Consider the following 11,917-nt stretch of genomic DNA (forward strand, 5'->3'; position numbering starts at 1 on the left):
CGTATCGCCCCTCCCTAGCACGGCTGGCGCCATCCGGTGATGTCCCCTTTCAGGGAACGGGTCGGGCGTGCCCTCTTGCTGTCCGGTCCGCGAATCCCGTGGGCATTGGCGGTGTTGCTCCTCTCAGCAATGGGGGTGGCCCTCGTGTCTGGGAACCCCGTGAGGAGCTTGTGTGAAGGTCTCTTCGGGTCTGCCCCGTGTTTCAGACGGCCCTCGCTCCGCCCGGGGCGGCTCCATGAGTCTGCGCTCCTGGCTCGCCGCCACCATGGGGGTGCTGACGTTGGTGACGTTGGCGGCCGCCACCCTGCTCGTCGTCCTGACGAGCGTGCTCGACCGTTCGGCCGCGACCCTGGGGGTCGCTTTCGGAGGCATCCGGGTGTCCGAGGAGCTGGAGGTGGGCCTGCTGGCGCACGACCGGATGGTCCGGGAAGGCCCCGCCAAGGTGCCCCGTGGCCCGGGTGGGCTGTCGCGGTTCGAGCTGGAGGCCTCGCTGTACCGGCAGATGGGTGAGCTGCGGCGCATCGCCTCGACGGAGGCGGAGCGTCAGCGGCTCGACGCTGTCCGCGAGGACGTGGACGTCTACTTCTCCGCCCAGCGGGACCCGGTGCGCGCGGAGCAGGAGGCGGGCCCGGCGCTGGACGCCGCGTTGAATGGCCTGGAGCAGGTCAGCTCCATCAACGTGGAGCGCGCGCGCCTGGCCCGCTCGGAAGCGGAGCGGTGGAACGACATGGCGGACTCCGTGGGCGTGGTGCTCTGCGGCTTGCTGCTGTTGGGCGTGCTCGTCGTGAGCGTGCTGCTGCGGCGCGTGGCGCTCCAGCCTCTGCGGGACATCAGCCAGTCCATGCGTCGCTTCGGCGCGGGCTGCAGGCGCGCCCGGGCCCCGGAGGCCGGGCCCACCGAGCTGCGGGACATGGCTCGCACGTTCAACGAGATGGCCAACAGCCTGGCCCACCAGCAGGAGCAGCAGCTCGCGTTCCTCGCGGGCGTGGCGCACGAGCTGCGCAATCCGCTGTCCGCCCTCAAGTTGTCCACAGCCCTGTCGGACCGCAGCCGCGCCCAGCTCACGCCCGAGCGCATGGACCGCACCCTGTCCCTGGTAGGGCGGCAGGTGGAGCGGCTGGACCGGATGGTGGGCGACCTGCTCGATGCCACCCGCATCGAAGCCGGCAGGTTGGAGCTGCGCCCGGAGGTACGGGACGCGCGTGAGCTGGCCCGCGAGGTGGTGGAGCTCTACCGCTCCGGCGACACCGGCCATGGCCTCCGTCTCAGCCTGCCGGACGTGTCCGTGCCGGTTCGCGCGGACCCGGCCCGGCTGGAGCAGGTGCTCCACAACCTCATCAGCAACGCGCTGAAGTACTCGCCGGCGGGCAGCACCGTGGAGGTGTCCGTGCGCCGCGAAGAGGACACGGCTGTCCTGTGCGTGACGGACCAGGGCATCGGCATTTCCGACGAGGAGATGAGCCTGCTCTTCGTGCCCTTCCAGCGCACCGGCAACGCCCGTCAGCGCGCCCCGGGCGTGGGCCTGGGCCTGTCGGTGGCCCGGCGCATCGTCGAGGGGCATGGGGGCAGCATCGACGTGACGAGCCAGCCCGGCCATGGCTCCGTCTTCTGCGTGCGGCTGGCCGTGGCCACCGAGGCCGTTCGGCAAGCCGAAGAAGACGCGGGGCTGACGTCCCCCGAGGACACCCTGCACTGAGGGGGGCCTGCCCCCAGGTTGGCGCGAAGCGTCGCATGGCGCGCGTCCACCTGTAGACGGCGGATGCGTTCCCGCAAGGCCCGACGTACCTTCGGGGTCCAACCTTCAGGAGCCGCCTGCCCTTATGAAGACCCCGCGCCGCGCCGCGCCGCTCGCCGCCCTCCTGGCCCTGGGAGGGCTGGGGGCGTGTGCCTCCCGCCAGCAGGCACCGACCGTCGCCGCGAAGCCCGAAGCCCCGCGGGCCGCCGAGCCCGTCGTCCAGTCCGCGGAAGGGGGCTTCTCCGTCGCGATTCCCGGGCCGGTGAGCGAGGAGCGCCGTTCGCAGGAGACGGATGTCGGCGCGGTGACACTCCACACCTTCATCGCCGTGCGGCCAGAGGTGGATACCGCCTACTACGTCTCCTACACGGACTTCCCCGCGGCCGCGGTGTCCCAGGCGGACCCGCGTGACGTGGTGGCCCGGGCCAGCCACGGGGCGCTGGAGGCGCTGGGCGCCACCGGGCTGTCCGCGCGGCCGCTGGTGCTGAGTGGCTTCCCGGGCTGGGAGGTGGAGGGCGTGTCCGGCCCACGCCGCCTGCGCGGACGCTTCTTCCTGGTGGGGCCCCGGCTCTACCAGCAGTTGCTGCTACACCCGGAGGGCAAGCCGCCCCAGGACGCGGACCGCTTCTTCGAGTCCTTCCAGTTGGACCCGCAGGTGGCCGCGATGTTGACGGGAGAGCGGCGCTCCTGAAGGGGACGTCCGTCAGTGGCGGTGTTCGCCCACCGTGCTCAGCAGCACGTCCATGTCGAAGGGCTTCTTGAGGATGGCGCGGACTCCGGGCAGGTGGGCGCGGCCGCTCGCCGTGACGAGGATGATGGGCAGCTCCGCCAGGCGTTGCTCCTGCTGAATCCGGCCGACGAACTCCTCGCCGTCCATGACGGGCATCATCAGGTCCAACAGGATGAGGCACGGCCGCACCGCGTGGGGCCCGGTCAGCAGCGCCAGGGCCTCCTGGCCGTTGGCGGCCTGGGCCACGGCGTAGCCTTCGAAGGACAGGATGTCCTGGACGGCCTCTCGGATGTCGGCGTCGTCGTCCACGACGAGCACGGTAGGGGACGCGGCGCTCACGGCTTCGCGCTGCTCTTCCCCTTGCGCAGCCTTCCGAAGAGCTGGGTCATGGTGTCGTGACGGCATGGGAGCGTGTGTTCCAGGGAGCTGAAGCCTCGGCGCGTGAGCTTCACCGTAACCGGCGCGTCTGTCACGCACTCCAGCGTCACCGACAGCGGCGTGGCGCCTTCGGTTCGACCGTTCACAAAGACGGTCGCGCCTGACGGAGCGGAGTCGACCATGAGCAGGCTGGCGCCTTCCATGAACGCGCGCTGCTCACGGACCTCTCCCTCGCGGACCTCCGAGGGTGGGTCGAAGCTCGGGGCCAGCGTCGTCTCGGGGCGGGCGGCGGCCACCTCCTCCGGGGTGACGGGGGGCGCTCCGAAGTGCCGGAGCGCGGGGAGCACGAGGAGGCTCGCGGCCAGCAGGCCCGCGGCCGCGCCGCAGAGCTTGAGGACGGCGGCCAGCGGGCTGGGCGGCGGCGGTGGTGGCGGCGCCTGGAAGGTCCGCTTCCGGGGCTGGGCCTGGGGCGCGGGTGACTCGGCGGGCTCGGCCTCCTGGGGCGTCTGCGCCTGGAGGTGGGCCAGCTCCTCGGTGCGTCCCATCAGCGACTGGGACCAGGCATCGGGGTCGGGCGACGCATCCGTGACGGGGCCGCGGGGAAAGGGAGGGGTGTTCACGTGAGGTCGCTTCCTGGAGAGAGGGCTCAGCCGCCAACGACGCGGAACACTTCGCGCAGCGACGTGTCGCCCGTGCGTGCGCGCTCGACGCCCGCGGCCAGCAGGGGCACCATGCCCTCCTGGACCGCGAGCTCCTGGATGCGGGAGCTGGGCACCTTGGCGTTGATGGCGTCGCGGATGCCCTGGGAGACCACGAGCATTTCGTAGAGGGCGGTGCGGCCCAGGTAGCCGCTGCCCTCGCAGCGCTCACACCCCACGGGGCCGAAGAAGTTCCCGCGCCGGATTCCGGCGGCATCCAGCCGCACCGCCTCCTCGGGCGTCAGGGGCAGGGGCGCGCGGCAGTGGGGGCAGAGGCTGCGCACCAGTCGCTGTGAGAGGGTGGCGACCGTCGCGGAGGCGAGCAGGAAGGGCTCCACGCCCATGTCGATGAAGCGGTTGAACGCGCCCGCGGCGGAGTTGGCGTGGATGGTGCTGAGCAGCAGGTGGCCGCTGAGTCCCGCCTGGATGGCCGTGCGCGCCGTCTCCGAGTCGCGAATCTCACCCACCATGATGACGTTGGGGTCCTGCCGCAGCACCGCGCGAAGGCCCTGCGCGAAGGTGAAGCCCTGCGCGGCGTTGACCTGCGTCTGCGCGAAGAGGGGGACGTCGAACTCGATGGGGTCTTCGATGGTGGCGATTCGCGTGAGCTCGCCGCGCGACTGCTGGATGTGGCCCAGCGAGGCATACAGCGACGTCGTCTTGCCGCTGCCGGTGGCGCCCGCCACCAGGATGAGGCCCTGCGGCAGCGCGAGCAGCTCCTGGTACTTCGCGAGCAACGCGTCGGGGAAGCCGAGCGCCGGCAATTGGGGCAGCCGCACGCCGGTGCGGGCGATGCGCAGCGCCACCGCGGGGCCGTGGTTGGTGGGGAGGATGGACACGCGGATGTCCGCGGGTCCGTCGTCCGTGGTCCACGGGAAGTGCCCGTCCTGCGGCTTGTCCAGGTCGTACAGCGCCAGCTTCGCGAGGACCTTGACGCGGTTGATGAGCCGCGAGTGGTGCTCGCGCGGGAAGGAGAGCACTTCCTCCAGCACGCCGTGCAGGCGGAACGCGATGCGCGTGCCTGCTTCCAGCGGATGGATGTGGATGTCGCTGGCGCCCAGGCGGATGGCGCCGTCCATCAACTGGCCCATGAAGGCGATGATGTCTGGATCCGGCTTCGCGGCGATGCGGCCCAGCCGCTGGCCCAGGTCCTTGAGCAGGGTCCTGACGGCGGTGGCCGTGTCATGGGTGAGCACCTCGAGCGGGGAGATGCTGGGTCCCTTGGGCAGTGGCTTGGGCCGGGGGGCGTGGTGCCGTGCGCGGCGGGCCACCACGCCGGAGGCGTAGCTCAGGCCGAACGCCAGGGCCACGCTGCCCGCGAGCAGCGGCGACAGGACGGCCTGGAGGTAGCGTCCGCCTTCCTGGAGGAACGTGGCGGCGCCTAGCGACGAATGCCGGTAGGCCCACAGGCCGACGCCGCCCACCACCACGAGGACCGTCAGGGTCCACAGCAGGCTCGCGAGTCGATTCATCAGCGGGGTCATGAGGCGCTGCACGCTACCATCCGGGTTGGCGCGCTCTCAAAAGTCCCCGGGTTTTGCTTGCGGACCCCGGCGGGGCAGGACGGATGGGCGTGTCCTGACCCCCTGGGAACCCCTGTGTGGCTCAGCGCTCCTCGAACATGGCCTGGATGACGCGCCAGGCGAGCTCGACCTCGCGGCCCGAGCGCAGGGACAGGAAGTCGCAGATTTCCGCCACGGCGTTGGAGCGCTCGCGCTCGAAGCCCTGGAAGAGCGTCTTCAAGGAGACGTCGAGTCCCTTGGAGAGCTTGCCCAGGGTGTCCAGGGACGGAGAAAACGAACCGCGCTCAATCCGGCGGATGGCGTCCACGGACAGGTCGCTGCGCTCCGCGAGGACCTCCTGCGTGAGCTCCCGAGCCGCCCGAAGCTTGCGCACGTGGTCGCCAAACCGGCGGTGCAACCGCGTCCAGTTCGCGACCCTGTTGTTCCGTTTCTCCATAAGAGGGAGCGGATAATTTGGGGTATCTCGGTCGCAAGTGAAGGGAGGATGTTCGGGGCTTGACCTTGCATTTGCGCCGGGCTGTTTCTCCCGCAACTTCCGTTGACTCACAGGCATCCACTCCACCTTTGCCAGGGCCTCGGAGCGTGGGTGCCGGGGCTGCTCCTCCAGCAGGCGGGGAGACGCTGGCCGGGAACATGCGCACGCAGGGGCTTTCGTCTACGCTGCCGGCTACATGACGCATTCGGAAGTCGGGCGGAGCGGCCGGCGGACCTGGTTCCCGGTCCTGCTCGGCGGCCTGTTGACCGCCTGTGACATCGGGTCCTCGCCTCGCGCCGCCACACCCCCTGCTTCCGCGCCAGAGGCACCGGTCGCTCGCCCCGCTGAACCGCCGCGACCGTCCCCCGCGCCAGAGGTTCGCCGGCGGATGCCTGTGCGTCCCGAACGGACCGCCGAGGTCCAGGCCTTGGCGGAGAAGCTGGGCGCGCCCGGTGCGAAGGTGGAAGACCCCTGCGTGGCCCCCTTGGGGAGCGGCTGCGCGCGCACGGCGCTAACGCCCTTCTTCACGTCGCTGGATGCGTTGGCCGCGGGCACCGCCACCCGTCCCGTCGTCATCGAGGCCTTCGGCAACTCGCTGATTGCCGGGGACCGCATCGTGGACGTCCTGCGCGACGACCTGGCCACGGCGTTCGGAAGCGCGGGCCGGGGCGTGTTGCTCGTGGACCGCATGGCCCCCTACGGCGGGCGAGGCCGCACCAGCGCCAGCAGCAGTGGGTGGCAGCCGCGCACCCTGGGCGAGCTGCGCGCGCCGCCGCACGCCTTCGGTATCACCGGCGTGTATCACGTGGCCACGAACGCCAAGGCCCGCAGCCGCTTCACGCTGGATGGCGAGCCGCGCGGAACGCTGTGGTGGCTGGACGTGCCTGGCGCCGGCGCGGTCAGCCTCTCCAGTGGCGGCAAGGTGCTGGCGCGGACCGAGCCCACGGGGAGCGGCTTGTCGCGCGCCACCCACTTCGAGCTGCCCGAGGACGCACAGGCGCTGGACGTGGTGGCCGAGGGACAGGGCGCGGTGGTGCAGGGCGTGGTGTTGCAGCACGCGCGGCCCGGCATCGTCCTGGACACGCTGGGCGTGCCTTCGTCGGACGCGAGCCTCTATGCGCGCATCGACGGCGCCACGCTCACGTCCCAGCTCGCGGAGCGTTCGCCCCAGTTGCTCGTCTTCTTCCTGGGGGGCAACGAGTCCAAGCGCCTCGAATGGAAGCGCCTGGACATGGAGAAGCTGCGCGCGGACCTGCGGGCGCTGCTCCGCCGCGCGCGGGAGGCGGCGCCCGGGAGCGCGTGCCTGCTGGTGGGGCCCATGGACGCGGTGAAGGGGCCCGGCGCGAAGGCCCAGGCGCTGACGCAGCGTCCCTCGCTGGAGGCGGTCAACGCCGCCGAGCGGGAGGTCGCGCTCGCCGAAGGGTGTGCCTTCTTCGACTTCTACGCCGCCATGGGCGGAAAGGGCGCGCTCGCGCGTTTCCATGCGTCCGGCTACATGCATGACGACCTGGTGCACCCGCGCGGCGCGGGGCTGGACGTGCTGGGGCACCTGGTCACCGACGCGCTGCTGCGCGCCTATGTGGAGACGCCGCCGCCCGCGCGGGGTGTCGCGGCGGTGATGCCCACGCCCTCGCGGGTGGGCGCCGCGCCCACCGGAGGGGCCGAGCCCAGCGCGGAGGCCACGCCATGAGACGTGCGTTCGTGCGGTATGGGGCCGCGGTGCTCCTGGGGCTCGCGGGGCCCGTGTCCCTGGCGGCGCCTCGGGCCTCCCTGGGGATGGTGTGTGAGCCCGCCAGCCCCGACGCCGAGCAGGCCCCTCGGGCCTTCTCCGAGGAGGTGCGCGGCGCCCTGGACGCGGTCGTCCGCGCCGAGTTGTCACAGGGGCCCGTCGCGGGGCTGTCCGTGGGCGTGACCCGCGGCGCGGAGCGCTGGGTGTGTGCCTATGGCCTTCGCGACGTGGGCCGCAAGCTGCCCGCGACGCCGCGCACCACGTACCGCATGGCGTCCGTCACCAAGTCCTTCACGGCGGTGGCGGTGCTGCAGTTGGTGGAGCAGGGGAAGCTGAGCCTGGACGCGGACATCTCCACCCTGGTGCCGGCCTATCCAGCCAAGCAGTGGCCCGTCACGGTGAGGGACTTGCTGGGCCACGTGAGCGGCGTGCCCACCTATGACGGGGTGGCGTCCACCCGCAACGTGAAGGCGGTGAGCACGGCGGCGGCCATCGCCGCCTTCGCGGGCAAGCCGCTCGCCTTCGAGCCGCGCACCCGCTACCTGTACACGACGTGGGGCTACAACCTGCTGGGCGCGGCGGTGGAGACGGCCTCCGGCCAGTCCTACCGAGACTACCTGCGCGAGCACATCTTCAAGCCCGCGGGCATGCCGAACGCGGACCTGGACATCACCGCCACGCGCGATGAGCACCAGGCCAAGGGCTACCGCATCCAGGGGGCGGCGCTGAAGCCGTCGCGCTTCCTCGACGTGTCCAGCCGCTTCGCCGGTGGTGGCACCCGCGCCACGGTGGGGGACATGCTGGGCTTCGGCCGCGCCGTGCTGTCGCACACCCTGGTGTCGCGCGAGACGATGGGCCGCATGCAGACGTCCATGTCCACCGTCGACGGGCGCCTCACCGACTACGGCATGGGCTTCGCGACATATCCGCTGCGCGGCCACTACGTGGTGGCCCACGCGGGCGGCCAGCCCGAGACGACCACGCTGCTGATGATGCTCCCCGCCGAGGACACGGTGATTGCCCTGGCCTCCAACGTGGAAGGCGAGGCGCGGCGCATGCGCCGGCTGTCCATTCGTTTGCTGGAGCAGGTGCTGGAGGAGGGCAACACCCGCCGCGATGCCTACGTGGCGGACCCGGTGGACGCGGTGGTGCACGAAGGGCTCAGCCGCGTCGCCAGCTATGGACTGTCCTATCACCAGTGGGCCACGCGAGGCCCGGGCGTGCTGCCGGAGGAGACGGACCTGCCCGGCGCCTTCGCCCATGTGTCCGCGCTGCTGAACCGGAAGGAGATTGGCCGGGACACCCGGGCGGCGCTGGAGCGCGTCCGAAGCGGGCATGACCCGCGTCTGCGCGCCCTCTTCATCCGCGTGGGGGCGCACATGGCCCGCACGTTGGAGAAGGTCCACGGCGCGGCTCGGCTGAAGGCCTACACCGTCGAAGGCCCGCTGGCGTTCTTCGAGGATTACCTGGCCGCTTGTGACGCGAAGCAGGTTCCAGAGGCGGCGCGCATCGGCGAGCCGCTGCGGGCGGACGTGCTCCGCCTGGCCGCGAGCTGGAAGCGCGCGCAGTTGCCCGAGCTCCAGCGCCTGCGCCTGGACGAGGAGAAGAACCCGGAGGCGCGCTGGGCCGCGCTGCGTAGGTCCGTCACCGCGTCGCCGGGGTTCCATCCGGATTACTCAGACGAGTTGCTGCGCATCGCGGAGGGCTTCGCCTGGCGCAAGCAACCCGCGGCGCGGCGGCGCTGGTTGGAGCGGGCGGTGGAGCTGCAGCCCCGGGGCCTGGATGCGCGCTGGGCCCTGGCCGAGGCGTTGCTCACGGCGAACCCGGAGGAGGCCGTGCTGCCGCAGCTGCGCGAGGCCGTGGCCACGCCGCAGGGCGCATTGGCGCTCGCGCCTCGGAACTTCCTGAAGCGCCTCATCAACGCGGAGTCCACCGCGGTGGCGGCGGGCCTGCTGCGCGCGGGCGTGGCGCTGCATCCGGATTCGCCCGAATTGTGGGATGCGTTGGCGAAGCGGGAGCAGTCCCTGGGCCGGAAGGCGGCGGCCACCGTGGCCCTGCGTGAGGCGAAGCGGGCGCGTGAGGCGCCCAGGCCGGAGGCCGCGCCGACACCCTCCGTCCCCGAGGTGCCGGGCGCCAGCGGCCCCGTGCCGGATGACCATGGGCTGGTGCCCGCGGGGAAGTGAGCGTCACCGCCGGAGCCCGTGACTCCGGCGGAGGCGGCTCAGTTCTCCGGCCGTGGCGTCAGCTTGCCGAACAGCATGCAGGTCGTCGCGGTGGGCTTGTCCTTGTAGAGGGCCGGCTTGAAGCGCCACTGCTTGATGGTCTCCCGGTTCTTCGCGTCCAGCCCCACTCCGGGTGTGAGCATCAGGCAGTCGGTGGCCGTCCCGTCGAGATGGAAGGTGCACCTGAGCTGATAGGTGGTCTTCTTGATGTGGGTGAGTCGCGAAGGGTCGAACTGGAGGTCCTCTCCCTTGATTCGCTCGGGGCGCATCGGCGGATGGCCGCAGGGGATGGGCATGCTGCGGTCCATGTTCTGCTCGAAGGCCTCCAGGTTGCGCTGGAGTTCGGCTTCGAAGGCCGCCTGGTCCTGCGTCGCGGGCTCGGCGGCCAGGACGGGCGCGGACAGCAGGAGGAGGGAGACAAGCCCGGGCATGTGCATGGTCTCTCCTTTAAGCGTGAGTGGGGTGGGGCGAAAGCGTGATGCCGACACCCTGACTTCCCGGCGGGCACCCATGCGAGGATGCGGGCACGTATGCGCATCCCGTGTCCTCGTTGTCAGGCCTTCGCCGTCCCAGGCGCGCAGAGCTGCGCGTGGTGCGGCGCGTCTCTTCTGCTGGAGGCCACGCCAGGCTCCGCGGACCCCGTGTGTGCCGTCCACCCGGAGCTGCTCAGCCTGCATGCGTGTGGCCGGTGCGGCAGCTTCGCGTGCGCGCAGTGCCTGCGGAAGGGGCCCGGGGACGAGCCCCTGTGCGCCGCGTGTCATGACCGCGTGCCCGCGGATGCCCTGCCGTGGGACCGGCGCGATGAGCTGGGGACGCTGCGGGCGTACTGGCAGACCTGTGTGGCGGTGATGCTGCGTCCCTCGGCCACTTTCGCGCACGCGCGGCCGGAGGGTTCGGTGGGCAGCTCCCTGGGCTTCGTGGCGCTGTCCAACCTGGCCGGCTCCTTCACGACGGCGCTCTTCTACCTGGCCCTCCTCTTCGCCATCCCGCGGGAGATGATGGATGGCGACAACGTCTCCCAGAGCGGGTTCCGGCTGGTTGGGGTCGGGGTGTTCGGGGCGATGATGGTGCTGGTGCCCGTCATGGGCATGCTCGTCGCGCTCATCAACTCCGCGCTGGACCACGTCGTGTTCCGGATGGAGGGCACGGGTCAGCCCTTCGAGGTCACCCTGCGCGCCAATGCCCTGTCGCTGTCGCCCTACATGATGGGGCTGATTCCCTTCTGTGGCATGTATGGCGCGCCCTTGTGGGCCCTGGGGCTGCGCATCTTCGCGTACAGGAGCCTGCACCGCACGGGCTGGAGCACCGCGGCGGTGGCTGCCCTGGCGGTGCCGCTGCTCTCCTGTGGGCTGTTCTTCGCCGCCTACGCGGTGATTGCGGTCGTGGGCGCCAGCCTCGGCAGGTAGTTCGCCGCGCGAGTGCTACGGCTCCGTCACCGTGCTGGCGGGCGCCGCCGCGGTGACGGTCCGCTGTTGGGGCCAGAAGCGCGTGCCGTGGACGTTCTCCAACGCGGCGATGCGCTTCTTCGTCTTCGCGTCGTAGACGCGGGCGGCCTGCTCGGCGGAGACCAGCAACAGGCGTCCGCGCATCCGCAGCGCCACGGTCGACGTGGGCGCGAGCGCCAGTTGCTCAGGCTCCACCAGCCGGTCGTTCACCTCCCAGCGCAGCGGGAGCATGAGCGTGGGCAGCTCGCCCGTGGCTTCCCAGGAGTAGAGCGGACCCTGGTGCGTCTCCATGGAGACCCACATGCCGTAGGCCGTGTGGCCCCGGTCCTTCACCACCGCGTCCAGCCGGGCCGCGTCTTCGTTGCCTTCCTCCAGCTCCGACTCGGAGAGCCGGTCCGCATCCTGGCTGAAGGTGGAGGACGTCAGCCGGCTGGCCGTGGCCAGGGCTTCCGTGCCCAGGGCGCCGTCCATCTCATACAGCGTGGCCACCGTCTCCAGGTGCTTCCACTGGCCGGCCTCGTGGCGGTACGCGTGCGCCAGGCCCGGGCTGCCTTCCGCCTCGGGGAGGAGGAAGCGCTTGCCGTCGAAGAGGAAGTACTCGCTGCCGCTCTCCATCTTCCGCGGCAGGTCCTCCAGCTGCGACACCAGCGCGACGACGTGGCCCGCTTCGTCGAAGCCCAGCGTGTCGGTGTGGCCGAGCTCGGGCAGCAGCAGCCGGGTGCTCTGGCCGGACTCGAAGTCCACCTGCCAGGCGCGCGGAGGCAGCTCGCCGTTGCCCCGGTCCATCACCAGTCCCTGCCGGCCACGCGGCCCCCAGGCGAGCTTGAGCCGCTCGCACGCCGCGTCCACGGTGGCGAGCGGCTTGCGTGTGCCCGACGACTCATGGCGAACCCAGGTACATCCCGAGGGCGACGCGGCTTCGAGGAAGGACAGGGTGTAGCCGGGAGCGGCCTCGGTGGGCGCTGGCGGCGGAGGGGCGGAG

At 71.4% G+C, this 11,917-nt stretch carries 11 protein-coding genes; 5 read left to right on the forward strand and 6 right to left on the reverse strand.

What is annotated here, in order from left to right; translation table 11 throughout:
* Window positions 1-235 precede the first annotated feature (235 nt).
* On the forward strand, window positions 236-1,696 hold the full coding sequence (locus HNV26_RS09485; RefSeq protein WP_171442797.1) for a HAMP domain-containing sensor histidine kinase: 1,461 nt from the start codon (window positions 236-238) through the stop codon (window positions 1,694-1,696).
* A gap of 124 nt (window positions 1,697-1,820) precedes the next feature.
* Complete coding sequence (locus HNV26_RS09490; RefSeq protein ID WP_171442796.1) at window positions 1,821-2,426, forward strand: hypothetical protein; 606 nt, start codon at window positions 1,821-1,823, stop codon at window positions 2,424-2,426.
* 12 nt (window positions 2,427-2,438) lie between these two features.
* Here HNV26_RS09490 and HNV26_RS09495 read toward each other — a convergent pair whose 3' ends face one another.
* From HNV26_RS09495 to HNV26_RS09510, 4 genes are all read right to left on the reverse strand, one after another.
* Entirely contained in the window at window positions 2,439-2,804 is a 366-nt protein-coding gene (locus tag HNV26_RS09495; RefSeq protein ID WP_171442795.1) for a response regulator, read from the reverse strand.
* The gene (locus HNV26_RS39235; RefSeq protein WP_171442794.1) at window positions 2,801-3,463 is read right to left on the reverse strand and encodes a PEGA domain-containing protein; all 663 of its coding nucleotides are present in this window, start codon (window positions 3,461-3,463) and stop codon (window positions 2,801-2,803) included. Before HNV26_RS39235 ends, HNV26_RS09495 begins: the two co-directional genes overlap by 4 nt.
* Window positions 3,464-3,489: 26 nt before the next feature.
* The gene (locus tag HNV26_RS09505) at window positions 3,490-5,013 is read right to left on the reverse strand and encodes a GspE/PulE family protein (protein WP_253816383.1); all 1,524 of its coding nucleotides are present in this window, start codon (window positions 5,011-5,013) and stop codon (window positions 3,490-3,492) included.
* A gap of 133 nt (window positions 5,014-5,146) precedes the next feature.
* Entirely contained in the window at window positions 5,147-5,437 is a 291-nt protein-coding gene (locus tag HNV26_RS09510; protein WP_436410036.1) for a helix-turn-helix domain-containing protein, read from the reverse strand.
* Window positions 5,438-5,927: 490 nt separating this feature from the next.
* Here HNV26_RS09510 and HNV26_RS09515 point away from each other — a divergent pair, with 490 nt between their 5' ends.
* Together HNV26_RS09515 and HNV26_RS09520 are read left to right on the forward strand one after the other, a co-directional pair.
* Window positions 5,928-7,229 (forward strand): SGNH/GDSL hydrolase family protein, encoded by a 1,302-nt coding sequence (locus HNV26_RS09515; RefSeq protein ID WP_253816384.1) that lies wholly within the window; start codon window positions 5,928-5,930, stop codon window positions 7,227-7,229.
* Window positions 7,226-9,451 (forward strand): serine hydrolase domain-containing protein, encoded by a 2,226-nt coding sequence (locus HNV26_RS09520; protein ID WP_171442790.1) that lies wholly within the window; start codon window positions 7,226-7,228, stop codon window positions 9,449-9,451. Before HNV26_RS09515 ends, HNV26_RS09520 begins: the two co-directional genes overlap by 4 nt.
* A 38-nt stretch (window positions 9,452-9,489) precedes the next feature.
* Here HNV26_RS09520 and HNV26_RS09525 read toward each other — a convergent pair whose 3' ends face one another.
* Complete coding sequence (locus HNV26_RS09525) at window positions 9,490-9,921, reverse strand: energy transducer TonB (protein WP_253816385.1); 432 nt, start codon at window positions 9,919-9,921, stop codon at window positions 9,490-9,492.
* Between the two features lie 99 nt (window positions 9,922-10,020).
* Here HNV26_RS09525 and HNV26_RS09530 point away from each other — a divergent pair, with 99 nt between their 5' ends.
* Window positions 10,021-10,896, forward strand: a complete 876-nt coding sequence (locus HNV26_RS09530) for a YIP1 family protein (RefSeq protein ID WP_171442788.1) — start codon at window positions 10,021-10,023, stop codon at window positions 10,894-10,896.
* Between the two features lie 15 nt (window positions 10,897-10,911).
* Here HNV26_RS09530 and HNV26_RS09535 read toward each other — a convergent pair.
* A partial coding sequence (locus tag HNV26_RS09535) for a hypothetical protein (RefSeq protein WP_171452788.1) occupies window positions 10,912-11,917 on the reverse strand: 1,006 nt, incomplete at its 5' end.

Origin of the sequence: Myxococcus xanthus (assembly GCF_013116825.1) — a bacterium.
Classification (GTDB): Bacteria; Myxococcota; Myxococcia; order Myxococcales; family Myxococcaceae; genus Myxococcus; species Myxococcus xanthus_B.